19 protein-coding genes are annotated in these 23,333 nt (G+C 74.6%); 10 read left to right on the plus strand and 9 right to left on the minus strand.

Annotated elements, in window-relative coordinates:
* Positions 1-58 precede the first annotated feature (58 nt).
* The 8 genes from IE332_RS12675 to IE332_RS12710 all read right to left on the minus strand — a co-directional run bounded on the left by IE332_RS12675 (position 59) and on the right by IE332_RS12710 (position 8,010).
* Positions 59-844 (minus strand): type III pantothenate kinase, encoded by a 786-nt coding sequence (locus IE332_RS12675; RefSeq protein ID WP_189915927.1) that lies wholly within the window; start codon positions 842-844, stop codon positions 59-61.
* Between the two features lie 46 nt (positions 845-890).
* A complete protein-coding gene (gene nadC, locus IE332_RS12680; protein WP_189915928.1) occupies positions 891-1,859 on the minus strand; it encodes a carboxylating nicotinate-nucleotide diphosphorylase in 969 nt (322 codons plus the stop codon).
* Positions 1,860-1,863: 4 nt separating this feature from the next.
* Positions 1,864-3,537 (minus strand): L-aspartate oxidase, encoded by a 1,674-nt coding sequence (locus tag IE332_RS12685; protein WP_189915929.1) that lies wholly within the window; start codon positions 3,535-3,537, stop codon positions 1,864-1,866.
* 15 nt (positions 3,538-3,552) lie between these two features.
* The gene (gene panD / locus IE332_RS12690) at positions 3,553-4,002 is read right to left on the minus strand and encodes an aspartate 1-decarboxylase (RefSeq protein ID WP_189915930.1); all 450 of its coding nucleotides are present in this window, start codon (positions 4,000-4,002) and stop codon (positions 3,553-3,555) included.
* A 119-nt stretch (positions 4,003-4,121) separates the two neighbouring features.
* Entirely contained in the window at positions 4,122-5,027 is a 906-nt protein-coding gene (gene panC / locus IE332_RS12695; RefSeq protein WP_189915931.1) for a pantoate--beta-alanine ligase, read from the minus strand.
* Positions 5,027-5,884 carry a Rossmann-like and DUF2520 domain-containing protein gene (locus tag IE332_RS12700; protein WP_229928588.1) on the minus strand — a complete coding sequence of 286 codons (858 nt, stop codon included), beginning with the start codon at positions 5,882-5,884 and terminating at the stop codon, positions 5,027-5,029. Before IE332_RS12700 ends, panC begins: the two co-directional genes overlap by 1 nt.
* 169 nt (positions 5,885-6,053) lie before the next feature.
* On the minus strand, positions 6,054-6,743 hold the full coding sequence (locus IE332_RS12705; protein ID WP_189915933.1) for a response regulator: 690 nt from the start codon (positions 6,741-6,743) through the stop codon (positions 6,054-6,056).
* A gap of 34 nt (positions 6,744-6,777) precedes the next feature.
* Positions 6,778-8,010: a sensor histidine kinase gene (locus IE332_RS12710; protein ID WP_189915934.1), complete on the minus strand. Its 1,233-nt coding sequence runs from the start codon at positions 8,008-8,010 to the stop codon at positions 6,778-6,780.
* 162 nt (positions 8,011-8,172) lie between these two features.
* Here IE332_RS12710 and IE332_RS12715 point away from each other — a divergent pair, with 162 nt between their 5' ends.
* Positions 8,173-9,195: an SAM-dependent methyltransferase gene (locus tag IE332_RS12715; RefSeq protein WP_189915935.1), complete on the plus strand. Its 1,023-nt coding sequence runs from the start codon at positions 8,173-8,175 to the stop codon at positions 9,193-9,195.
* Positions 9,192-10,361, plus strand: coding sequence for an NADH-quinone oxidoreductase subunit D (locus IE332_RS12720; protein ID WP_189915936.1), 1,170 nt, complete (start codon positions 9,192-9,194; stop codon positions 10,359-10,361). The genes IE332_RS12715 and IE332_RS12720 overlap by 4 nt, the downstream gene beginning before the upstream one ends.
* A 108-nt stretch (positions 10,362-10,469) precedes the next feature.
* On the opposite strand, the gene IE332_RS12725 is transcribed toward IE332_RS12720, so the two are convergent.
* Positions 10,470-11,327 carry a DUF3109 family protein gene (locus IE332_RS12725; protein WP_189916219.1) on the minus strand — a complete coding sequence of 286 codons (858 nt, stop codon included), beginning with the start codon at positions 11,325-11,327 and terminating at the stop codon, positions 10,470-10,472.
* Between the two features lie 318 nt (positions 11,328-11,645).
* Here IE332_RS12725 and IE332_RS12730 point away from each other — a divergent pair, with 318 nt between their 5' ends.
* From IE332_RS12730 to IE332_RS12765, 8 genes are all read left to right on the plus strand, one after another.
* Complete coding sequence (locus IE332_RS12730) at positions 11,646-12,104, plus strand: hypothetical protein (protein ID WP_189915937.1); 459 nt, start codon at positions 11,646-11,648, stop codon at positions 12,102-12,104.
* A 25-nt stretch (positions 12,105-12,129) separates the two neighbouring features.
* Positions 12,130-15,012, plus strand: coding sequence for a toxin glutamine deamidase domain-containing protein (locus IE332_RS12735; RefSeq protein ID WP_189915938.1), 2,883 nt, complete (start codon positions 12,130-12,132; stop codon positions 15,010-15,012).
* A gap of 791 nt (positions 15,013-15,803) precedes the next feature.
* Entirely contained in the window at positions 15,804-17,075 is a 1,272-nt protein-coding gene (locus IE332_RS12740; RefSeq protein ID WP_505744298.1) for an SUKH-4 family immunity protein, read from the plus strand.
* 269 nt (positions 17,076-17,344) lie between these two features.
* Positions 17,345-18,307, plus strand: a complete 963-nt coding sequence (locus tag IE332_RS12745; RefSeq protein WP_189915940.1) for a Ppx/GppA family phosphatase — start codon at positions 17,345-17,347, stop codon at positions 18,305-18,307.
* A 578-nt stretch (positions 18,308-18,885) separates the two neighbouring features.
* The gene (locus tag IE332_RS12750; RefSeq protein WP_189916220.1) at positions 18,886-19,689 is read left to right on the plus strand and encodes a sugar phosphate isomerase/epimerase family protein; all 804 of its coding nucleotides are present in this window, start codon (positions 18,886-18,888) and stop codon (positions 19,687-19,689) included.
* Positions 19,690-19,752: 63 nt separating this feature from the next.
* Positions 19,753-20,559: a class I SAM-dependent methyltransferase gene (locus tag IE332_RS12755; protein WP_189915941.1), complete on the plus strand. Its 807-nt coding sequence runs from the start codon at positions 19,753-19,755 to the stop codon at positions 20,557-20,559.
* Positions 20,560-20,749: 190 nt separating this feature from the next.
* Positions 20,750-22,594: a dihydroxy-acid dehydratase gene (gene ilvD / locus IE332_RS12760; protein ID WP_189915942.1), complete on the plus strand. Its 1,845-nt coding sequence runs from the start codon at positions 20,750-20,752 to the stop codon at positions 22,592-22,594.
* Between the two features lie 192 nt (positions 22,595-22,786).
* Positions 22,787-23,332: a hypothetical protein gene (locus IE332_RS12765; RefSeq protein WP_189915943.1), complete on the plus strand. Its 546-nt coding sequence runs from the start codon at positions 22,787-22,789 to the stop codon at positions 23,330-23,332.
* The last annotated feature ends 1 nt before the right edge of the window (position 23,333 follow it).

Consider the following 23,333-nt stretch of genomic DNA (forward strand, 5'->3'; position numbering starts at 1 on the left):
CCGATTTGTCGGTAACGTCGCGCCGAACCACCCACGTTCGGCCCGACGGGGGAGCCGGTCAGCTCGGGCGGTTGCGTTCGTAGACCAGCCGCAGGCCGATGAGGGTGAGCCAGGGCTCGTGGACGTCGATGGTGCTGGCCTCGCCGAGGACGAGGGTGGCGAGGCCGCCGGTGGCGATCACCTGGACGTCGTCCGGGTCCTTGGCGAGCTCGCGGGCCATCCGCTCGACCAGACCGTCGACCTGGCCCGCGAAGCCGTACAGGATGCCGGACTGCATGCCCTCGACGGTGTTCTTGCCGATCACGTTGCGCGGGCGGGCCAGCTCGATCTTGCGCAGCTGGGCGCCGCGGACGCCGAGGGCCTCGACGGAGATCTCGATGCCGGGGGCGATCGCGCCGCCGACGTAGTCGCCGCGGGCGTTGACCGCGTCGAAGGTGGTCGCGGTGCCGAAGTCGACCACGATGCACGGGCCGCCGTACAGGTGGTTGGCGGCCAGCGCGTTGACGATCCGGTCGGCGCCGACCTCCTTGGGGTTGTCCATCAGGACGTGCACCCCGGTCTTCACGCCGGGCTCCACGATCACCGCGGGGACGTCGCCGTAGTAGCGGCGGGTCACCTCGCGGAGCTCGTGGAGCACGGCGGGAACGGACGAGCAGATCGCCAGGCCCTCCACCGCGGCCTCCTTGGCCGCGGTGTGGTTGCCCATCAACCCCTGGAGCAGCACCGCCAGTTCATCGGCCGTGCGGCGCGGATCGGTGGAGATCCGCCAGTGTTCCACCACTTCCTCGCCGTCGAACAGGCCGAGCGTGGTCTGGGTGTTGCCGACGTCGATGGTGAGGAGCATGGGCCGCTTTCTGCGAGTCGGGACGGGGCTGCGCGGGTCCGGACGGTCAGGCGCGCAGGTCCAGGCCGATGTCCAGGATCGGCGAGGAGTGCGTGAGCGCGCCCACGGCCAGGTAGTCCACCCCAGTCTGGGCGACCTCGCGCGCGGTGGCCAGGGTCAGTCCGCCGGAGGCCTCCAGCTTCGCCCGGCCGGCCACCAGCGCGACGGCCTCCTTCAGCTGCCCGACGGTGAAGTTGTCCAGCAGGATCAGGTCGGCCCCGGCCTCCAGCACCGGCGCGATCTGCTCCACGGTGTCGACCTCGACCTCGACCGGGAGCTCCGGGTACGCGGCCCGGACGGCCCGGAAGGCCTCCGCCACGCCGCCGGCCGCGACCACGTGGTTGTCCTTCACCAGGGCGGCGTCGGACAGCGCCATCCGGTGGTTGGCGCCGCCGCCGCAGCGCACCGCGAACTTCTCCAGCGCGCGCAGGCCCGGGGTGGTCTTGCGGGTGTCCCGGACCACCGCGCCGGTGCCCTCCAGGGCGTCCGTCCAGGCGCTGGTCGCGGTGGCGATGCCGGACAGGTGGCAGAGCAGGTTGAGCGCGCTGCGCTCGGCCGTCAGCAGGTCGCGGGTGCGGGAGCGGACCGAGAGCAGCACCTGGCCGGCCTCGACCCTGTCGCCGTCCTCGACGTGCCGCTCGACCTCGAACTCCTCCTCGCAGACCAGCGAGACGACCGCCTCGGCGACCCGCAGGCCGGCCACCACGCCGGCCTGACGGGCGGTGAAGTCGGCGGTGGCGACGGCGTCGGCGGGCACGGTCGCCACCGAGGTGACGTCCTCGCCGCCGGCCAGGTCCTCGGCCAGCGCCAGGGTGGCGATGTCCTCGACCTCGACCGGGTCCAGCCCGGCCTGCTCCAGGAGCTCGGCCAGCTGCGGGTCCAGACCGGTCTCGTAGCCCTCGCCGTCGCCACAGGCGCAGCCGTCGCCGCAGCCGCCCTGGTCGGCCAGGGGGAGTTCCTCGTGGGAGTGGGTCATCGTTCTACTGCTCCTCAGGGGTGCTGACGGGACCGCCGGTGGCGGCGAGGGTGGTGATCAGGTGGCGCCGCCAGTGGGCGTCGTCGCGCTCGGGGAAGTCCTCGCGCCAGTGGCAGCCGCGGGTCTCCTCGCGCTGCTGGGCGGCCGCGACCAGGGCGGTGGCGACCAGCAGCAGGTTGGCGGCCTCCCAGGTCTCCACCCGGGGGTCGGCCGGCTTCTCCTCGGCCACGTGGAAGCGGGCCTGCTCGGCGATCAGGGCCAGTCCGGCCGCCGCGTCGGCCATCGAGGCGGCCGAGCGCAGCACGCCCGCGCCGCGCGACATCAGCCGCTGGATCTCGGCCCGGGCCTCGGAAGCGGGCAGCGGCACCGGGTGCGCGGCCCGCGCGGCGGCGACGTCCACCGTGCGCTCGGGCAGCTCGCCGGCCGCGTGCAGGCCGGCCAGGTCGGCGGCGATCCGCTCGGCGAAGACCAGGCCCTCCAGCAGCGAGTTGGAGGCCAGCCGGTTGGCGCCGTGCACCCCGGTGCAGGCGACCTCGCCGCAGGCGTACAGGCCCGGGACGCTGGTGCGGCCCGACCGGTCGGTGCGCACGCCGCCGGAGGCGTGGTGCGCGGCCGGGGCGATCGGGATCGGCTCGGTGACCGGGTCGATCCCGTGCGCGCGGCAGGAGGCGAGGATGGTCGGGAATCGGTGCTCCCACATCTCGGCGCCGAAGTGCCGCCCGTCCAGGAACATGTGCTGGGCGCCCTGCTCCTGCATGCGCCGGGTGATCGCCTTGGCGACGATGTCGCGCGGGGCCAGCTCGGCCAGTTCGTGCTGCCCGACCATGAAGCGGACGCCGTCCGCGTCCACCAGGTGGGCGCCCTCGCCGCGGACCGCCTCGGAGACCAGCGGCTGCTGGCCCTCGGCCTCCGGGCCGAGCCAGAGCACGGTGGGGTGGAACTGGACGAACTCCAGGTCGGTGGCGGCGGCGCCGGCCCGCAGGGCCAGTGCTACGCCGTCGCCGGTGGAGACCGCCGGGTTGGTGGTGGCGGAGAAGACCTGGCCCATGCCGCCGGTGGCGAGCACCACCGCGCGGGCCCGGACGGCGCCGACGCCGTCGCGCTGGCCCTCGCCCATCACGTGCAGGGTCAGTCCGGCGGTGTGGCCGTCGGCGTCGGTGAGCAGGTCGAGTACGAGCGCGTGCTCGATCAGCTCGATGTCAGGGTCGGTGCGGACGGCGGCGACCAGGGCGCGCGATATCTCGGCCCCGGTGGCGTCGCCGCCCGCGTGGACGATCCGGCGGCGGTGGTGGCCGCCCTCGCGGGTCAGCAGGATCTCGCCGTCCTCGCCCCGGTCGAACAGGGCGCCGGTGGCGATCAGCCGGCGGACGGCGTCCGGGCCCTCGGTGACCAGGGTGCGGACGGCCTCCTCGTCACAGACGCCGGCGCCGGCCACCAGGGTGTCGGCCAGGTGCTGTTCGGGGGTGTCCCCCTCGCCCAGTGCGGCCGCGACGCCGCCCTGGGCCCAGCGGGTCGAGCCCTCGTCCAGCATGGCCTTGGTGACCACGAGGACCCGCAGGCCGGCCTTGCGGACGTTGAGGGCGACGGTGAGGCCGGCCACCCCGGAGCCGACCACGACCACGTCGGTGGTGGTGGTCCACCCGGGGTTCGGGGCGGTCAGGCGGTGCGTAACGGACATGGCTCTGTGGCTCCTTCAGCGCGAGGCGGCGACGGCCGCGCCGTTGCCGCCACGGTACGCCGCGTCGCCGCGGAGCAGTCCGGTGCCCTCCTGGGCTTCGGCCGGGTCCCCGCCCATGCCGGTGATCCGGTTGTGCTCGTCCACGAAGACGACCTTCGGCTCGTAGCCCTTGGCCTCGGCCGTGTCCATCTGCCCGTAGGCGATGAGTATGACCAGGTCGCCCGGGTGGACCAGGCGGGCGGCGGCGCCGTTGATGCCGATCACGCCGGAGCCGCGCGGGCCGGCGATGGTGTACGTCTCCAGCCGGGCGCCGTTGTTGATGTCGACGATGTGGACCAGCTCGCCGGGGAGCAGGTCGGCGGCGTCGAGCAGGTCCTCGTCCACCGTGACCGAGCCGACGTAGTGCAGGTCGGCCTGGGTCACGGTGGCCCGGTGGATCTTGGACTTGAGCATGGTGCGGAGCATTGCGGGTCACGCCTCCTGTGAGTGCATGCCTGAGGGGGTTGCTTGCCGAGCGGTGGTGCCGGTGGTGCCGGTGGAGCGGTGGTGCCCGCCGAGCGGTGGTGCCGGTCGGGCGGCGGTGCCTAGCGGACGATGACGCGGACGTTGTCGATCAGGCGGGTCGAGCCCACCTGCGCGGCGACGGCCAGCACCGCCTCGCCCTGGAAGTCGTCCGCCGCCTCGGAGAAGTCGTGCGGGTCGATCAGGGCGAGGTAGTCGAGGGTGACGCCCTCGGCGGCGTCCAGGACGGCCGAGGCGGCCTCGCGGACGGCCTTCGGGCCCTGCGCGGCGACGTCCCGGCCGGCGAACAGGGCGCCGGACAGGGCCAGGGCGCGGGTGCGCTCCTCCGCCGAGAGGTAGCGGTTGCGCGAGGACAGCGCCAGGCCGTCCTCCTCGCGGGCGGTCGGCACGCCGACGATCTCGACGTCGAAGTCCAGGTCGGCGACCATCCGCTGGACGAGCGCCAGCTGCTGGGCGTCCTTCTCGCCGAAGAAGGCGAAGTCCGGGTCGGTGATGTGCAGCAGCTTGGCGACCACGGTCAGCACGCCGTCGAAGTGGCCGGGCCGGGTGGCGCCCTCGAAGCGCTCGCCCATCGGGCCGGCCACCAGGCGCACCTGCGGCTCGCCGTTCGGGTAGACCTCCTCGACGGACGGCGCGAAGACCACGTCGGCGCCGTTCTCCTCGGCCAGCTTCACGTCCTCGTCGAGGGTGCGCGGGTAGCGCTCCAGGTCCTCGCCCGCGCCGAACTGCAGCGGGTTGACGAAGACCGTCACCGCGACCCGGCCGTCCCGGCCGACCTGCTTGCGGGCGGCCCGGACCAGGGCGGCGTGCCCCTCGTGCAGCGCGCCCATCGTCATCACGACGGCGTTGTCCACGGGCTGCTCGTCCGGCCAGAACGCGGCCTCGAAGTCGTCCACGGTGCGGGTGACCACGGCCCGGTGGACCTTCGGCGTCCGCTGGGGCTTGTTCGGCTGCTTGCCGCGTGCCATTAGCGCTTCTCCTCGTTCAGTACGTCCAGCAGCGCCGCCGCCGCCGTGTCGTCGATCGTGCCGTTGGCGAGCGCCCGCTGCGCGGTGGCGCGGGCCATCGCCCGGTAGGCCGCCGGGATGTCGGGGGACACCGTACTGAGCTGCGCCAGGTGGCGCCGTACGGTGCCCGCGTCGCCCCGGGCGACCGGGCCGGTGAGGGCCGCGTCGCCGGAGCGCAGGCTGTTGTCCAGCGCGGCGCCCAGCAGCGGGCCGAGCATCCGGCCGGGCTCGGCCACCCCGGCCGCGCGCAGCAGCTCCATGGCCTGCGCGACCAGGGTGACCAGGTGGTTCGCGCCGTGCGCGAGGGCCGTGTGGTAGAGCGGGCGGACCTCCTCGGGCACCCACTCGGGCTCGCCGCCCATCTCCACCACCAGCGCCTCGGCGACCGGCCGCAGCTCCTCGGGGGCGGTCACGCCGAACGGGCAGCCGGCCAGCCGGTCCAGGTCGACGGAGGTGCCGGCGAAGGTCATCGCCGGGTGCAGGGCCAGCGGCAGCGCCCCGGCCCGGGTGGCGGGCTCCAGGACGGCGACGCCGTGCGCGCCGGAGGTGTGCACCACGAGCTGCCCGGGGCGGACGGCGCCGGTGGCGGCCAGCCCGGCCACCAGGTCGGCCAGCGCGTCGTCCGGGACGGTCAGCAGGACCAGGTCGGCGGCGGCCAGCACCTGCGGCGGGGTGACGATCCGCACCCCCGGCAGCAGCGCCTCGGCGCGGCGGCGGGAGGTGGCGGACACCCCGGAGGCGGCGACCACGGTGTGCCCGGCGAGCTGCAGCGCGGCGCCCAGCGCGGGACCGACCCGGCCGGTGCCGACCACGCCCACGGCGAGCCGGGCCGGGCGGTTGCCGGGATCGCCCGGGTCGCCGAGGCCGTCGGCGAGCGGGGCGAGGTCGCCGAAGTCCGCGAAATCGGAAGGACTCAACCTTTGTCCCTGATCATCCGTTCCAGTCCACCTGCGGGTACCGGACGTACCGCCCCAGTGTACGGGCGCGTCAGTCGGTGGCACCGGCCCGGATCAGCCCGGCCTCGTACGCCAGCACCACGGCCTGGACCCGGTCGCGCAGGCCCAGCTTGGCCAGGATCCGGCCGACGTGGGTCTTCACGGTGGCCTCGGAGAGCACCAGCCGGGCCGCGATCTCACCGTTCGACAGGCCCTGGGCGACCAGTAGGAACACCTCCCGCTCGCGCTCGGTCAGCGGGCCGAGGACGTCCGAGCCGGGCGCGCTCTGCGGGGTCGGCAGCACCTCGGCGAAGCGGTCGATCATCCGGCGGGTGGTGGTCGGGGCGACCACCGCGTCCCCGCCGTGCACCGCGCGGATCGCGGCCACCAGCTCGGTCGGCGGGACGTCCTTGAGCAGGAAGCCGCTGGCGCCGGCCTTGAGCGCGGCGAAGGCGTACTCGTCCAGGTCGAAGGTGGTGAGGATCAGCACGTGCGGGGCGTCCGGCAGCGGGCTGCCGTCCTCGGCCAGGCAGATCCGGCGGGTCGCCTGAACCCCGTCCAGGCGGGGCATCCGGACGTCCATCAGGATCACGTCCACCTCGGTGTGCCGCAGCCGCTCCAGCGCCTGCGCGCCGTCGCCCGCCTCGGCGGCGATCTCGATGTCGCCCTGCGACTGCAGGATCATCCGGAAACCCGTGCGCAGCAGTTCCTGGTCGTCGACGAGCATCACGCGGATGGTCAAGGTGGCTCCTAAGGGGGCGGAGGTGCGCGGAGGGTCAGTGTGCGGCCTTGAGCGGGAGGACGGCACGGATCCGGAAGCCGCCGCCGGGGCGGGGGCCCACGTCGAGGCGGCCGCTGACCATGCCGACCCGCTCGCGCATGCCGATCAGGCCGTGCCCGAGACCGTCCGTGCCGCCGGAGGCCAGCTGTTCGTCGGTGCTGCCCCGGCCGTCGTCCTCCACCAGGACGGCCAGCTCGCGCTCGCCGAAGTCGACCGCGACCCGGGCGTGCACGTCGGGGCCGCCGTGCTTGCGGACGTTGGTCAGCGCCTCCTGGACGATCCGGTAGACGGTCAGCTCGACGCCGCGCGGCAGCTCCCGCGGATGCCCGGACGTCGCGTAGTCCACCTGCAGCCCGGCCGTGCGGACCTGCTCCAGCAGCTCCGGCAGCTCCTCCACGCCCGGCTGCGGCACGTACTCCTCGGCGGTGGTGTCGGAGGTGCGCAGCACGCCCAGCAGCCGGCGCATCTCGACCAGCGCCTGACGGCCGGTGGAGGCGATCGTGCCGAGCGCCTCCTTCGCCTGCTGCGGGGAGTTGTCGAGGACGTACGCGGCGCCGTCCGCCTGGACGATCATCACCGAGACGTTGTGCGCGACCACGTCGTGCAGCTCGCGGGCGATCCGGGCCCGCTCGGCGGCGACCGCCACCTTGGCCTGGGCGTCCCGCTCGCGCTCCAGCCGGGCGGCGCGGTCCTCCAGCTCCGTCAGGTAGGCGCGGCGCACCCGGGTCAGCCGCCCCCAGGCCCAGCACAGGATGAACGGCGTGCTCATCAGCAGCATGATCAGCGCTGCTTCGCCGATGTTGTACGAGCGGGACACGTAGTGGCCGGCGCTCTCGCGGACCGTCTTCATCGGGTGCATCTGCCAGAACACCAGCGGCCCGGCGGACAGGCCGGCCACCAGCGCCAGCCGGGACGTCCACTTCTGCCCGAAGGCGGCACCGGTGTACGCGAAGACCAGGTAGGCGATCGAGGAACCGGCCGGCTCGACGTCCGCCAGCACCTGGCTGACCCCGAGGCCGGTGGCGGCGGCCACCGTGACGTCCGGGTAGCGCCGGCGGACGACCATCAGCGCGGGCAGCACCAGCGCGACCAGGACGTCCGCGTCGAAGCGCCAGCCGTCGTCGGGGAAGTTGTCGTTCGGCAGCAGGCCGAGGAAGAGCACGATCGCCGCCCAGGCGGAGTCGACCACCATGGGGTGACGGCGGAGCCAGGCGTTGAGTCGATGCACGTGTCCAGCGTAGGCAGTCGCTCCACGTGTCCAGGTCCGCCGGTAGGGCGATCCGTCCTACTCCGTAGGTCGGAGACGCGCCGGCACCGATCGGGAGGGGGCACCGGGGCGCACCGGCGCCGATTGGGAGGGCCCGGCGACCGGCGGGTAGCGTCCGGCCCCATGACTTGGATGCGGTGGGCGCCCGCCATGGAACAGGCCCTGTACGACCCCGACCGGGGCTTCTACCGCAGGCCGGAAGGCCCCGCAGGCCACTTCCGCACCTCCGTGCACGCCTCGCCCAGGTTCGCCCGTGCGGTGGCCCGGCTGCTCCTCGAGGTTGACGCGGCCCTCGGCCGTCCGGAGGAGCTGGCCCTCGTCGACGTCGGGGCCGGGCGCGGCGAACTGCTCACCGGCGTCCTGGCCGCGCTGCCCGGGGACGTGCTCGCCCGGCTGCGCCCGTACGGCGTGGAGATCGCCGGGCGCCCGGCCGGACTCCCGTCCACGGTCCTGTGGACGGACGAGCCGCCGCGCGGCGTGACCGGGCTGCTCTTCGCCAACGAGTGGCTGGACAACGTGCCGCTGGACGCCGGGGAGGTGGACGGCGACGGGGTGCTGCGCTACGTCGAGGTGGACACCGCGACCGGCGCGGTGCGCCCCGGGGCGGAGGTGCCGGCCGCCTCGGCCGACGCGGCCTGGGCCGAGCGGTGGTGGCCGGTCGCCGAGCCCGGCGAGGTGGTGGAGTTCGGCGGCCCCCGGGACGCCGCCTGGGCGCGGGCCGTCGCCGGGCTGGAGCACGGACTGGCCGTCGCCGTCGACTACGCCCACACGGCGGGGCGCCGGCCGCCCTTCGGCACCCTCAGCGGCTTCCGGGACGGCCGGGAAGTGGCACCGGTGCCGGACGGCTCCTGCGACGTCACCGCGCACGTGGCCCTGGACGCCGTCGCCGTTCCCGGTCTCCACAGCCTGTGGACGACGCAGCGCGAGGCCCTGCGCGCCCTCGGCGTGAGCGGCGGACGCCCCCCGCTCGCCCTCGCCTCCACCGACCCGGCGGGCTACCTGCGGGCGCTGAGCGGGGCCGGGGAGGGCGCTGAACTGACCGACCCGGGCGGGCTCGGCGGGTTCGGGTGGCTGCTGCAGACCGTCCGCATGCCGGTACCGGAGAGCTTGGGTGTGCTGCCGGGATGGCAGACTCTGGGGGCATGAGGGAGACCACGGTCGGCATCGGGGCGGGAGCCGAGAACTTCAGCGGCGCGGCGGGCACCACCGACATGGTGCTCAACATCGGCCCGCAGCACCCGGCCACGCACGGCGTGCTGCGACTGCGCCTGCTGCTCGACGGCGAGCGCATCGTCACCGCCGAGCCGGTGATCGGCTACATGCACCGGGGCGCGGAGAAACTGTTCGAGGCCCGGGACTACCGGCAGATCATCATGCTGGCCAACCGGCACGACTGGCTCTCCGCCTTCTCCAACGAACTCGGCGTCGTCCTCGGCGTCGAGCGGATGCTCGGCATGGAGGTCCCCGAGCGGGCGGTGTGGATCCGCACCCTGCTCGCCGAACTCAACCGGGTCCTCAACCACCTGATGTTCCTCGGCTCCTACCCGCTGGAACTCGGCGGGATCACCCCGATCTTCCACGCCTTCCACAGCCGCGAGGAACTCCAGTACGTGCTGGAGGAAGCCTCCGGCGGCCGGATGCACTACATGTTCAACCGGGTCGGCGGCCTCAAGGAGGACCTCCCGGCCGGCTGGCTCGGCCGGGTCCGCGCCGCCGTCGCCAAGGTGCGCTCCGAGACGCCCGTCTTCGAGGAACTCGTCCTCGGCAACGAGATCTTCCGCGCCCGCACCGCCGGCGTCGGCGTCCTCACCAAGGCCCAGGCCCAGGCGTACGGCGTCAGCGGCCCGATCGCCCGCGCCAGCGGCCTCGACCTCGACCTGCGCCGCGACGAGCCCTACCTCGCGTACGGCACCGAGGAACTGCGGCAGGTGCTCACCGTCGTCACCCGCGAGGAGGGCGACTGCCTGGCCCGCTTCGAATGCCTGCTGGAGCAGACCCTCAACTCGCTCGACCTCGCCGAGGCCTGCCTCGACAAGCTCGCCACCCTGCCGCCCGGCCCGGTCAACCAGCGGCTGCCCAAGGTGCTCAAGGCACCCGAGGGCAGCACCTACACGTGGACCGAGAACCCGCTCGGGATCAACGGCTACTACCTGGTCTCGCGCGGCGACAAGACGCCGTGGCGGCTCAAGCTGCGCTCGGCGTCCTTCAACAACATCCAGGCGCTCATCGAACTGCTGCCGGGGACGCTGGTCGCGGACATGGTGGCGATCCTGGGGTCGATGTTCTTCGTGGTCGGGGACATCGACAAGTGATCGGCGCGTAGGGGCGGTGCCGAACGGGGGTGCCGGGTCGGGCGGGGGTGACGAGCTGGCCGGGGAGCTGGCCGGGGATGCCGGGCCGCGCGGGGGCCCGGCACCGGCTCAGGCCTTCTTGGGCTTCTTGTCCGAGGCCGACTTCTTGTCCGGGTCCGACTTCTTGCCCGGGTCGGCCGGGTGCGGGGCGATCCTGCGGTCGCCCTTGGTGGCGATCCGCTCCTCGCACAGGCGGGCCAGCACCTCGTACCCGGCCTTGCCCATCAGCTCGGTGAGCTCCGGGCGGTAGCTGACGTACACCGGCTCCGCGCCCTGGTGGGCCGCCGGCGCACCGGTGCACCACCAGTGCAGGTCGTGCCCGCCCGGGCCCCAGCCGCGGCGGTCGTACTCGCCGATCGAGACCTGGAGGTAGCGGGAGTCGTCCGGGCGGTCGATCCAGTCGTAGGTGCGGCGGATCGGCAGCTGCCAGCAGACGTCCGGCTTGGTCTCCAGCGGCTCGCGGCCCTCCTGGAGCGCGAGCGCGTGCAGGGCGCAGCCGGCGCCGCCCGCGAAACCCGGGCTGTTCACGAAGATGCAGGCGCCGCCGACCCGGCGGGTCTGGCGGTCGCCGTCCTCGTCGAGCATGGTGATCCCGCCGTCGGAGACCAGCCGGCCCTTGGCGTCGGTGCCCTCGGCGAAGTTCTCCCACAGCTCGGGCGTCAGCCGCGCCGCGTGCCCCAGGACGCGCTTCTCGTCGTCCTCGTCCGAGTAGTGCGCGCCCAGCGTGCAGCAGCCGTCCGACTCGCCGCGGCCCTCACGGATGCCGTGGCAGCCCTGGCCGAAGACGCAGGACCAGCGGGAGGTCAGCCAGGTGAGGTCGCAGCGGAAGACCTGCTCCTCGTCGGCGGGGTCGGCGAACTCGACCCAGGCGCGCGGGAAGTCGAGCGGGACCTCGTCGCGCGGGATCTCGCGGCGCAGGGTCGGCATCGCGAGGTCGACGGGGGCGGGGGAGGCCTTGGGCTTCGCCTTGGCCTTCTTCTTGGACGTTTCTGCTGGTGCCACCCGGCAAGGGTAGAGCTTTCGCGGGGGTGGTGACGGGCGGCGGGCTGGCGGTGCGGGGCCGGGATCGGGTGCGGGGTCGGATGCGGGCCCGGTTCGGGTTCGCGCTCGGGCTCGGTTCGGGCTCGTGCTCGGGTTCGTGCTCGGTCCGGGGTGAAGGCGGGGTGAAGAGCTCCGCCGGGCGCCGCGGGCGGGCCGGGGAAGATGCCTAGGATGGCGGCCGGTCCGCTACGGGGAGGTACGGGGATGGCAGGCGGCAGCACCGGGGCGTCCGACCGCGGCGGTGGGGAGTTCGTCCTCAAGCCGTGGGAACTGCACGGCGAGGGGCGGGAGTTCGAGAAGCTCGGGGGACAGCTGACGAAGGCCGTCGCCGCCCTCGAACGGGACCTCGCCGCGCTCGGCGCCCCCTGGGGCACGGACCTGCCGGGCAGCGGCTTCGCCGCCGTGTACGGTCCGGCGCACGGCGAACTCGTCGGCGGGCTGCGCGGACTGGCCGGACGGGTCGGGAAGGTCGGGGCCGGGCTGCACACGATGGCCGAGCGGACGGCCGACGCGGACACCTCGGCGGCGAGCGGGTTCGGCGCCGGGACCGGGGTCGAGGGCGGGGGTGGAGCGGTGGTGGTTCCCGCGGTCGCCCCGGCCCGTACGACGACGGGGGCAACCCCGGGGGCGGCACCCGCCGTCCCCAAGGACATGTCGGTCTGACGGACCCGGCCGGAGGGGGAAGCGCGTGTCCCGGAAACTGCCCGAGGAACTGGTGCCGGTACTGGCCCGGACCGGCCACCCGTGGCCGCAGGCCGACGAGGAGGGCCTGCGCAAGGCGGCCGGGGTCTGGCGGGAGTTCGGCACGGAGGCCGACCGCCTCACCCGGCGCTGCGGCGAGTCCGTCCAGCGCGTCACCGCCGACAACTCCGGCCACGCGGTCGAGGCCTTCGGCGCGTACTGGCAGGCCTTCAGCGGCGGCGGAAAGGGCCACCTGGACGACGCGCACGCCGCCGTGGGGCTCGTCGCCGGCGCCTTCGACACGGCCGCGCAGGCCGTGGACACCTGCAAGGCCGAGATCATCACGACCCTGCGGCAGCTCGCCGCCGACCTCGCGCAGGCGGAGGAGGCGGCCGCCAAGGCGAAGGAGGCGGCGGGCAGGGTCGCCGCGGCGGCCGACGGCGGGTCCGGGGCGGGTCCGGGGTCGGTGTCCGGGCCGGGGCCGGGTTCGCGGGTGGACGCGGGCGGGGTCGTCGGAGGGCTGCGGAAGGCCGTCGGCGGCCTCGCCACCGACGTGAGGAACGCCGCCACCGAGCAGGTCGCGGCGGGCCTGGAGACCGTCGCGGTCGAGGCCGCCGCACTGAAGATCGGCGGACTGCTCGCCGAACTCGGCCGCGCCATGAAGGACGGCCTCGCCACCGCCCTCAAGGAACCTGCCGCCCTCGCCCTGCTCCGGCTCGGCACCGCGCGCGGCCCGGGGATCACCGCCGCCGGGTACCGCACCGGCACCTTCGACCCGCTCACCGCCGGCCTGCCCGTCGCCGGCCTGCCCGTCGCCCTCGGCGAACCGGGTGTGCTCCGCGCGGACGGCTCCGGACTGGTCCTGCTCGCGGGCAGGGACGGAAAGCCGCTGGTCGGCGTCGACGGGCTCACCGTCAAGGTCGACGAACACGGACAGCCCGTCCTCGGCCGCGACGGGCAGCCGGTGATCCTCCGGGCGGACGGCACCCCCGTCGGCGACGCCTCCGGGCTGCTGGTCGTCCCGGGGCCGGACGGCAAGCCGGTCGTCGGGGTGGCCGACCTGGCCGTCCGGCTGGACGAACACGGGCGGGCGGTGCTCACCGACGCGCACGGCGAGGAAGTCCACGGGCTACCGCTAGCCGGGCTGACGGACGCGCGGGGCGGGGCGGCCGACGGGAAGCCGGTCGACGGGAAGGCGGTCGACGGGAAGGCGGCCGACGGGCCCGCCGCCGGGAGGACGGACCTGAGGCCGCCCGGCCTGCTGACCGTGGCCTCGGCCGTCGTGGCCGACCCGGTGGCGGTCGTCGGAGGGGCGGACACCGCCGTCGCCGCGAGCGCGCCGGTCGGCGCGGTGGCGTCGGGTGCCTCGTACGCGACCGGGGGCGGGGGCGGGGGCGGGGGCGGGCAGGGACAGCACCGGGCGGTGACCGGCGGTGGCGACTGGACGCCACCGGCCCGGGACGACGGGGCCACCGGGCGGATCGTTGCCGCGCCGATCCGCCAGGGCGGCGGGACGGCGGGCGGGTCGGACGGGGACTACCCGCTCCAGGCGCCGTCGGTCCCGGCGCACGGCGGGGGCGGAGGTGGGGGCGGGCCCGTGTCCGTACGGACCGACTCGGTGAGCGCGCCCGCCGCGCCCGGTGCCGTGTCGTCCCCCGACTCCGGTACCCCCGGTTCCTCGCGTGGTCCGGGGCCGGACGCCCCACCGGCGGTCCGGCCGGTTGGTGGCGGCGGGCCGTTCGGGACGCCGGCGTACGGCGGCGGGTACCCGGTGGTCGGTGCGGTCGGTGCGGTCGGTGCGGTCGGTGCGGTCGGTGCGGTCGGTGCGGTCGGCACCGTCGGGCCCGGACCGCTCGCGGGCGTCGCCGGAGGGCCCGCCGCCCAGGTGGCGGCTCCGTTCGGCAGCGGCGTCGGGGCGGGCGGCGGTGGCGGTGGTGGTGCTGCCGGTGCCGCGGGGCCGCAGCCGGTGGCCGGCGAAGCCCGGCCGGGAGCGCCGACGGCCCGTACCCCGGTCGGTGCCGCGCCACTCCCCGTCGTCGGGGCGCCGCCGGTCCACACCGCACCGCCGAGCCCGGCGGCGCCGCCCGTCGTCGGCACCACCCCGGTGCTCGGGCGGCCCGAACCCCACCAGGCGGACACCCGCCGCCGGGACACCGCCGCGACCGTCGCCGACCCCACCCTCGCCTGGGGCGCCGTCCCGGTCGCGACCGCCCACGCAATGGCCCTCCACCTCGCCCTGCGTGCACGGCGCGGCACCGGGCCCGACGACCCGGACACCCGACCGCGCAGCATCGCCGACAGCCGTCCGTACGGACCGCCGGGCGGGCTCGCCCCGGTCGACCCGGAACACCAGGCCGAACTCGAACGCCGTACACCCCGCGACGAGGACGGCCTGCCCCTCCGCCACCCCGACCCGGCCGCAGGCGGCTGGACGGAAGCCGTCAACGCCGGCGGCTACCGCCAACCGGGCCGGTCCAACAACAGCATCGAGATCGCCCTCTCCGCGGTCGAGTGCTACACCGGCCGCCCCACCTGCGCCGCCCCGCGCATCCCCACCGAGGGCGACGCCGGCGAACGCGGCGGCCGCGACCGCGCCGAACGCGAACTCGGCGCCCCCTTCCGCGACCTGGGCGACGGCGGCCGGGCCTTCGACCGCCTCGCCGAGGACATCCGCCGCGCCGGCCACGGCTCCCAGGCCGTCCTCCTCACCCTGGACGCCTTCGGCCGTCCCCACGCCTGGAACGCCGTCAACCACCGGGACGCCGTCACCTACCTCGACCACCAACTCGCCCGCCAGGGCCCCACCCCCCTCCACCCCGCCACCCACGGCCTCTGGGCCATCGCCCTCACCCCCGAAGGCCGCCCCCTCGACCTCACCCCAACCAGCTAGCCCCCGGCCAGGCCCGCTCGGGACGAATATCTAGACCGGTCGTCATATTCGCTGAGCCCCGTCTCGTCGGGCGCACGCACAGGAAGTCGGACCGGCCGACTTTCTGTGCGTGGCGCGGTCGACCCCGAGTGAATCTGTAGACCGGTCGTCATAATTTCCCGCCAGGTCGGATGGGGTGCGGCGCCAGAAGTCGGTAGGGCTGACTTCCTGTGCGCGCTGTGGTTGGGCGCGGATGGGTATGTAGACCGGTCTTCATATTCGACTTGCGTCGGCGTGGGCGGCTGCGTGAAAAGTCGGTGGCGCCGACTTCCTGTGCGCTTTGGGGGAGGTGGCGGGGTGGCGAAGGCTGACTTGGGTCCCGGGTCGGGCGGGGCCTGGCGCGAGAAGTCGGTCAGGTCGACTTCCTGTGCGCGCTGTGGTTGGGCGCGGATGGGTATGTAGACCGGTCTTCATATTCGAGTGGTGTCGGCGCGGGCGGCTGCGTGAAAAGTCGGCCAGGTCGACTTTCTGTGCGCTCTTTTTGGGGAGGTCGCGGGGAGGGTTGATATGTAGACCGGGCGTCATAATTTTGGGAGTCGCTGGGGTGGCTGTGTCGGTGTACGAGGGTGGATGGGCAGAGTGAATCTGTAGACCGGTCTGCATATTTTTGCCCGCGGTTGGCCTGGGTGGCGCAGGAAGTCGGCAGAGCCGACTTTTCGTGCGCCGGGCGGGTGGGGGCGTAGGGTCGCGGCGCGGTGGGGTTGGGTGTCGTCGGGGGCGGGGGTTGCCGGGTGGTTTCGCGGGCGCAGGCGGTGGAGGCGGGGCATCGGTGGATCAATGGGGATCTGCCGCAGGGCTCCGGAGTGGTGCGGCGGGTGTGTGCGCACGAGTTCGAGCTCGGGTGGGTGGTGTGGGCGGAGCCCGCGCGGGTGGAGGTGGATCCGCGGACCGGGGAGCGCCGGGCGCCCGAGGAGGTCGGGGCGGCGTGTGCCGTGGTGGACCGGGAGAGCGGCCGGTTCACGGTGTGGCCCTCGGTGCCCGTGGACGAAGTGGTCGGGCTGTACCGGGACTTCGCCGGCGCGGGCGGGTACGACCCGACCCGGCCGCCCGCGACCGGTCGCGGGGTCCGGGCCGAGCTGACGTACCGGGACGGCGCCGGCGAGGAGCGTTCGCTGGCGCTGCGTTCGGCGGCGGGTCTGCCGCATCCGGCGTTGCGCGGCTGGTGGTGGCTGCGTGAGCAGGGGGTGGCGGCCGAGGACGTGTCGGCCGTGCGGACCGACCTGCGGATGAGCGCCCTGCCCGGCGGCTACTGGGCCCACGCCCTGGCCGCCGAACTGCCGGACGCCCGGATCGACTTCGAGTTGCCGTACGGCCCGCGATTCGACCACCGGGCCGCCGCCGTACGGGCGTTGCCCGCTCCGCCGGACGGTCCGGTCCGCAACCGGGTGCCTTTCCCGCGCCCGGTACGCGGAGAGCCGGACGCGCCGGACGCCGTGTTGGCCGGGCGGCTCGCGGCGAGGTTCGGTCCGGCGGGCGTGCGGCGTTTCGACCCGGCGGACGTGGTGCGGGCCGAACTGTCGGGGGACGAGGCAGCGTTGCTGCTGACGGTCGGCGTGCCGACGGCCGTGCCCGGGTTCTTCGCACTGCACCACCCCGGTACGGAGGCCGTCGCGGACGGCACCCGCCCCGGCACCGTGCTGCCGTCGGCGGTCGCGCACCTGGCCGCGCTCGGCCGGGGCGCCCGGGTGGCCGAGCGCGAGCGCCTGGCCCTCGCCGAGCAGCTGGTGCTGGGGACGGACGGCTGGGCGCTGGTGGTCCTCGACCGGCTGGACGGCACCGTCCGGGCGGTGGACCCGGACTACGCGACCGCCCGCCACTGCAACGCCGACCTGCGCGCTTTCGTCCGCTGCCTGGAGGTCTTCGCGGGCTGGTGGCCCGCCCTGCGCGGGCTCGACCCGGTGGCCGCGGGCGGGGCGGTGGACGGCCTGCAGCGCGCCTTGGTGGAGCTGGACGGTACGGTCTTCGCCGATCCCGAGAACTGGTGGGCCGTCATCGTGGAGCAGCTGTGGGACGGCCTGCTGTGACCGGACGCCCTCGGAGCACTCGGAGTAGGAACAAGATCAGGAGCCGGAGCGCCCGGTCGCGCGGGCACTGACGACCCGGTCACCGACTGCCCCGGCGCCGCCCGACCGGCACCGGACCGGCACCGGACCGGCACCGGACCGGCCCCGGATCGGCCTCCCGGACCGGTCCCGGACCGACCCCCACCCGCCCCGCCCTCGGCCCCCCGGACCAGCGCGAACAGGGCCGCAACCCCCCTCGCCCGGGCCCGGATCGCGTAGCGTGGAGGATTATGCGACTCGGTGTTCTCGACGTAGGTTCCAACACGGTCCACTTCCTCGTGGTGGACGCCCATCCGGGCGCCGCCCCGCTGCCCGCGTACTCCCACAAGGCCGAACTGCGTCTGGCCGAGCTGCTGGACGAGAACGGGGCGATAAGCGAGGCCGGCGTCGAGCGGCTGGTCGGCCACATCGCCTCCTCACTGCGGGTCGCCGAGGACAAGGGCGTCGTCGACATCCTGCCGTTCGCCACCTCGGCCGTGCGCGAGGCCGCCAACGGCGAGGAGGTGCTGCGCCGGGTGGCGGCCGAGACCGGCGTCGAGCTGCGGGTGCTGTCCGGGCAGGACGAGGCCCGGCTCACCTTCCTGGCGGTCCGCCGCTGGTTCGGCTGGTCCTCGGGCCGGCTGCTCAACCTGGACATCGGCGGCGGCTCCCTGGAGATCGCCTGCGGCCTGGACGAGCAGCCGGACGTCGCCTGCTCGCTGCCGCTGGGCGCCGGGCGGCTGACCGCCGGCTGGCTGGCCGGGGACGTCGCCGATCCGGACGAGCTGCGCGGGTTGAGACGCCACATCCGGGCCGAGATGGCCGCCGTGGTCGGCGAGATCGCCCGGCTCGGTCCGCCGCAGCACGCGGTCGCCACCTCCAAGACCTTCAAGCAGCTGGCCCGGATGACCGGCGCCGCCCCCGCCGACGCGGGCCCGTACGCGGACCGCCGGCTGACCCGCAGCGGGCTGGCCGCGTGGGTGCCGCGGCTGTCCACGATGACCGTCGCCGAGCGGGCGCAGATCCCCGGGGTCTCCGAAGGCCGCGCCAAGCAGCTGCTGGCCGGCGCGCTGGTCGCCGACGCCGCGATGGACCTGTTCGGCCTCGAAGAGCTGGACGTCTGCCCGTGGGCCCTGCGCGAGGGCATCATCCTGCGCCGGCTGGACGCCATGGACAGCCCCGCCGACCGGCGCCGACCGGCGCTCACCCCGTAGGACGACGAGGTCAGGACGGGCCGGGGCGGCGCCGGGACAACGTCGGGGCGGGGTCGGGACAACGCCGGGGCGCCGTCGAGACGGCGTCCCGTTCGGAGCGCGCTCCGCTTACGCTGTCTCCCGTGGTGCATCCAGCGGGCGAGGACGGTACGCGGGAGGGCCGCGCTCCCGGGGACGGGCAGCCGCGGCCGGACGGCCCGCGCCGTCGGCCGGGCAAGGCGGCCGAGGGCACCGCCGCCGCACAGGCCGACGGGTCATCCAAGAGCTCCAACGCCGCCAAGGCGGCCCCCAGGACCACCAAGACCACCAAGACCGCCAAGACCCCGAAGCCCTCCAGGACCCCGAAGACCACCAAGGCGACCAAGGCGACCAAGACCACCGAAGCCGCCGAGCAGCAGCCCGCCCCCCGCCGGGCCGCCGCCAAGGCCGCGCCGAAGGAGACCCGCACCGCCCGGGCCGCCGGCGCCGCCAAGGCCGCCGTCCAGTCGGTGCGCTCGGTCAAGGCCGCCCGCCGGGACGCGGCCCGTCCGCCGCTGCTGCGCACCACCGACCGGCTGGTGCTGCCGCAGCACCCGGCGCTGCACATCCCCGACACCAAGGTGGTGCTGTCGACCGCCTCGGTGTACCCGGCGAGCACCGCCGTCGCCTTCGAGCTGGCCGCCAAGCTGGGGTACGACGGGGTCGAGGTGATGGTCTGGAACGACCCGGTCAGCCAGGACGTCGATGCCCTGCGCCGGCTCTCGGACGCGCACCAGCTGCCGATCCTGGCCGTGCACGCGCCCTGTCTGCTGATCACCCAGCGGGTGTGGACGACCGACCCGTGGACGAAGCTGGTCCGGGCCCGGGCGGCGGCGGAGAAGCTGGGTGCGAGCGCGGTCGTCGTCCATCCGCCGTTCCGCTGGCAGCGCCAGTACGCCCGGGACTTCGTCGAGGGCATCAACCGGATGGCGGGCGAGACGGCGGTCCGCTTCGCCGTCGAGAACATGTACCCGTGGCGCTACCGCGACCGGGAGGTGCTGGCGTACGCGCCCGGCTGGGACGTGACCGACGAGGAGTACCGGCACTTCACCATCGACCTCTCGCACGTCGCCACCTCCCGGATCGACGCCTTTGAGATGGTCGAGCGGATGGGGGACCGGCTGGCCCACGTCCACCTGGCCGACGGCAGCGGTTCGGGCAAGGACGAGCACCTGATCCCGGGGCGCGGCAAGCAGCCCTGCGCCGAGCTGCTGGAGCACCTGGCCCGTACCGGCTTCGACGGGCACGTCGTGCTGGAGGTCAACACCCGCCGGTCCGCGTCGCCCGCCGAACGCGAGGCCGACCTGGCCGAGGCGCTGGCCTTCACGCGCTTGCACCTGGCCACTCCCTCGCGCGTACGCTGAGCCGCACGGGCCACCCGTCGGCGCCAGCCCCTCGGGTGCGAACCGCCGCGCGGAGGTGGGGACATGACGGAGGAGCGGGACTACCGGGAGGCCGCCGCCAGCTTCGGCGCGGTGGCCGACGAGTACGAGCGGGGCCGCCCCGGCTACCCCGACGAGCTGTTCGACGCGCTGGAGCGGCTGTGGGGCCGCGGCCTCGGGGGCGCCCGGGTCCTGGACGTCGGCGCGGGCACCGGGATCGCCACCCGGCTGCTGGCCGGCCGGGGCGCGGAGGTCGTCGGGGTCGAGCCCAGCGCGGGCATGGCCGCCCGGTTCCTGGCCTCCTCGCCCACGGTGCCGCTGGTCCGCGGCACCGGCGACGACCTGCCCTTCCACGACCGTTCCGTCGACCTGGTCGCCTACGCCCAGGCCTTCCACTGGACCCGTCCCGAGCGGTCCGTCCCCGAGGCGCTCCGGGTGCTGCGGCCGGGCGGCGCGATCGCCGCCTGGTGGAACGTGCACGACGACGGCGTGCCGTGGGTGCGGGCCCGTGACCGGCGGATGGCCGCCGTCCTGCCCGGCCGCTACCACGGGTACCGCGGGATCGACGGTCACGTGGGCCACTTCGCGTCGGCCGGTCTCGCGGTGGAGCGGACGGTGCTGCACTGGGAGCGGCGGGTCACCGTCGACCACGTGCTGACCGACCTCACCTCGCGCTCGTACGTGGCCTCGCTGAGCCCCGAGGAGCGGGCGCCGGTGCTGGCCGCCGAGCGGGAGGCCATGCTCGCCGAGTTCCCGGACGGCGTCGTGGTCGAGCCGTTCAAGGTGGACCTCACGGTGGCGGTCGTCCCGGAACACCCCGAGCACCCGGAGCACCCGGAGCAACCGAACTGACCGGAGCGGCCGAACCGACCGGAGGAACCGAACCGACCAGAGCGACCGCGATGACGGGTCCGGCCCCGCTGACCGCATCGCGGACGTGCTGTCCGCCGGCCGGACGGCGGGCGTAGGCTCGGTAGCCACAGCGGCCCCCGCACCCTCCCACCGTCGGGGCGCCGGCGAGAGCCCGAAGGAGTGGAGCACAGTGCCCGAGCTGAGGTCCCGTACGGTCACCCACGGTCGCAACATGGCAGGCGCCCGGGCGCTTCTCCGGGCGGCAGGCGTAGCCCGCGAGGACTTCGGTAAGCCGATCATCGCGGTCGCCAACTCCTTCACCGAGTTCGTCCCCGGCCACACCCACCTGCAGCCGGTCGGCCGGATCGTCTCCGAGGCGATCAAGCAGGCGGGCGGCATCCCGCGCGAGTTCAACACCATCGCGGTGGACGACGGCATCGCGATGGGCCACGCCGGCATGCTCTACTCGCTGCCCTCGCGCGACCTGATCGCCGACTCGGTCGAGTACATGGTCAACGCGCACTGCGCGGACGCCCTGATCTGCATCTCCAACTGCGACAAGATCACCCCGGGCATGCTGATGGCCGCGCTGCGCCTCAACATCCCGACCGTCTTCGTCTCCGGCGGCCCGATGGAGGCCGGCAAGGCGACCCTGGTCGACGGCACCGTGCGCAAGCTCGACCTGGTCGACGCGATCTCGCAGGCCGTCAACGAGAACGTCTCCGACGAGGACATCGCGATCATCGAGGAGAACGCCTGCCCGACCTGCGGCTCGTGCTCCGGCATGTTCACCGCCAACTCGATGAACTGCCTCACCGAGGCCATCGGCCTCTCGCTGCCCGGCAACGGCTCCGTCCTCGCCACCCACACCGCCCGCCGGGCGCTGTACGAGAACGCCGGCCGGACGGTCGTCGAGATCGCGAACCGCCATTACGGCCAGGACGACGCCTCCGTGCTGCCGCGCGCGATCGCCACCCGCGCGGCCTTCGAGAACGCCATGGCCCTGGACATCGCCATGGGCGGCTCGACCAACACCATCCTGCACCTGCTCGCCGCCGCCCAGGAGGCCGAGCTGGACTTCGACCAGCGGGCCATCGACGCGATCTCCCGCAAGGTGCCCTGTCTGTCCAAGGTCGCGCCGAACGGCTCGTACTACATGGAGGACGTCCACCGGGCCGGCGGCATCCCGGCCATCCTCGGTGAGCTCTACCGCGGCGGGCTGCTCAACGAGGACGTGCACACCGTGCACTCCGACTCGCTCGCCGAGTGGCTCAAGACCTGGGACGTGCGCGGCGGCTCGCCGTCCGCCGAGGCCCTCGAACTGTGGCACGCCGCCCCCGGCTGCGTCCGCTCCGCCGAGGCGTTCTCCCAGTCCGAGCGCTGGGAGTCGCTGGACACCGACGCCGCCAGGGGCTGCATCCGCAGCGTCGAGCACGCGTACTCCGTCGAGGGCGGCCTGGCCGTGCTGTACGGCAACCTCGCCGAGGACGGCTGCATCGTGAAGACGGCCGGCGTGGACGAGTCGATCTGGACCTTCAGCGGACCGGCCGTCGTGGTCGAGTCCCAGGACGACGCGGTCGAGGCGATCCTGGCCAAGCGGATCAAGGAGGGCGACGTCGTCGTCATCCGCTACGAGGGCCCCAAGGGCGGCCCGGGCATGCAGGAGATGCTCTACCCGACCTCCTTCCTCAAGGGCCGCGGCCTCGGCAAGGCCTGCGCGCTGGTCACCGACGGCCGCTTCTCGGGCGGCACCTCGGGCCTGTCCATCGGCCACGCCTCCCCGGAGGCGGCCTCCGGGGGCACCATCGCCCTGGTCGAGGACGGCGACACCATCGCCATCGACATCCCCGGCCGGACGATCTCCCTGGAGGTCCCGGACGAGGTCCTCGCCGAGCGCCGCCGCGCCCTGGAGGCCTCGGGCGGCTACCGGCCGAAGAACCGCGTCCGTCAGGTCAGCCAGGCCCTGCGCGCCTACGCGGCGATGGCGACCTCGGCCGACAAGGGCGCCGTCCGGGACGTGACCAAGCTCGGCTGAGAGCGGTCCGCCCCTGTCCAGACCGAGCCGGTCCCCGCGACCGGAAACCGAGGAGCCGTCCCGCAGGCCGGGACGGCTCCTCGCCGTACGGGGCGGTCGGGCTCCCCGCCGTCCCGCCTGACCGGCTCCTCCGCCGTCCCGCCCCGACAGCTCCTCCCCGCCGCCCGGCCCGGCCGGGTGATAATCGACGGCGTGAGCGAGCAGCCCCCCACCCCCGCCCCCAGGCCCGTCGCCCCCAGGCCCGTCGGCGCCCCCGAGCCGCAGCCGATCCGCTGGTTCGGCACCAGCTGGCTGAACCGGGACGGCGGCTACTGGCCGCGCCGGGTCGCCGTCGCGGTCGGCTCCCTGGCGGCGACCGCCGCCGTGGTGCTGCTGCTGCGCTTCGGCGTGGAGGGCATCGCCCTCTCCGAGAACGGCACCTTCGTCAACGGGCTGCTGACGGCCGCCATCGCGGTCTGCTCGATGATGTCCGTCCGGCGCACCTGGAAGCTGCTCACCGAGGGCAGGGACCAGCTGACCGGCTGGATGGCCGAGGACAAGTCGCTCGGCGCGGTCTGGCTCATCGGCAGCGCCGGCGCACTGGCCGCCTACTTCGCCCGCAGCCTGGTCGAGGCCCCGGGCGAGGCGGTGCGGCGAGCCTCGTACGAGCGGGCCGTCGCCCAGTACGAGAAGCGCCAGGCGGGCCGCGGCGGCCGGCCCGACGGAAAGTCGCCGAGCCGGCCCAAGCGCAAGCGCTGAC

It is taken from the genome of Kitasatospora xanthocidica, assembly GCF_014656195.1.
Taxonomy (GTDB): domain Bacteria; phylum Actinomycetota; class Actinomycetes; order Streptomycetales; family Streptomycetaceae; genus Kitasatospora; species Kitasatospora xanthocidica.

Excerpts from the sequence above, each read along its gene's own strand:
- panC (WP_189915931.1), bottom strand. The coding sequence starts at position 5,027 with ATGGCACGCGGCAAGCAGCCGAACAAGCCCCAGCGGACGCCGAAGGTC.
- IE332_RS12755 (WP_189915941.1), top strand. The coding sequence starts at position 19,753 with ATGACGGAGGAGCGGGACTACCGGGAGGCCGCCGCCAGCTTCGGCGCG.
- IE332_RS12685 (WP_189915929.1), bottom strand. The coding sequence starts at position 3,537 with ATGTCCGTTACGCACCGCCTGACCGCCCCGAACCCCGGGTGGACCACC.
- IE332_RS12715 (WP_189915935.1), top strand. The coding sequence starts at position 8,173 with ATGACTTGGATGCGGTGGGCGCCCGCCATGGAACAGGCCCTGTACGAC.
- nadC (WP_189915928.1), bottom strand. The coding sequence starts at position 1,859 with ATGACCCACTCCCACGAGGAACTCCCCCTGGCCGACCAGGGCGGCTGC.
- IE332_RS12675 (WP_189915927.1), bottom strand. The coding sequence starts at position 844 with ATGCTCCTCACCATCGACGTCGGCAACACCCAGACCACGCTCGGCCTG.
- IE332_RS12745 (WP_189915940.1), top strand. The coding sequence starts at position 17,345 with ATGCGACTCGGTGTTCTCGACGTAGGTTCCAACACGGTCCACTTCCTC.
- IE332_RS12720 (WP_189915936.1), top strand. The coding sequence starts at position 9,192 with ATGAGGGAGACCACGGTCGGCATCGGGGCGGGAGCCGAGAACTTCAGC.
- IE332_RS12725 (WP_189916219.1), bottom strand. The coding sequence starts at position 11,327 with ATGCCGACCCTGCGCCGCGAGATCCCGCGCGACGAGGTCCCGCTCGAC.
- panD (WP_189915930.1), bottom strand. The coding sequence starts at position 4,002 with ATGCTCCGCACCATGCTCAAGTCCAAGATCCACCGGGCCACCGTGACC.
- IE332_RS12730 (WP_189915937.1), top strand. The coding sequence starts at position 11,646 with ATGGCAGGCGGCAGCACCGGGGCGTCCGACCGCGGCGGTGGGGAGTTC.